The following is a 279-nucleotide window of genomic DNA, read 5'->3' on the forward strand; positions in this document are numbered from 1 at the left end:
CTGCGGGACGCGCGGCCTCGCGGACATAGTCCACCAGCTTGTTGGTCTCGCCCGCCATGGCCGAGACGACCACGGTCACGTCATAGCCGCGCTCGACCTCGCGCTTCACCTTGGTGGCCGCGTTGCGGATGCGGTCGAGATCGGCGACCGAGGTGCCGCCGAATTTCATCACCAGGCGGGGGGCGGCACGGGTCATGGGCGGCTTCCTGCGGGCGCGGGGGGCACACGAGACGGCCGTTGCGGCCGGGGTTGACGTCGCGCGCGTCTATAGCGGCCAGG

The 279-nt window shown here is 71.3% G+C and carries 1 protein-coding gene; it reads right to left on the minus strand.

The genetic code is table 11. The features are described from left to right. A partial coding sequence (locus tag MD536_RS21830; protein WP_262916072.1) for an amino acid kinase family protein occupies nt 1-196 on the minus strand: 196 nt, incomplete at its 3' end. Nucleotides 197-279 lie beyond the last annotated feature (83 nt).

This window comes from Flavihumibacter cheonanensis, assembly GCF_022352215.1.
GTDB classification, from domain to species: domain Bacteria; phylum Bacteroidota; class Bacteroidia; order Chitinophagales; family Chitinophagaceae; genus Flavihumibacter; species Flavihumibacter cheonanensis.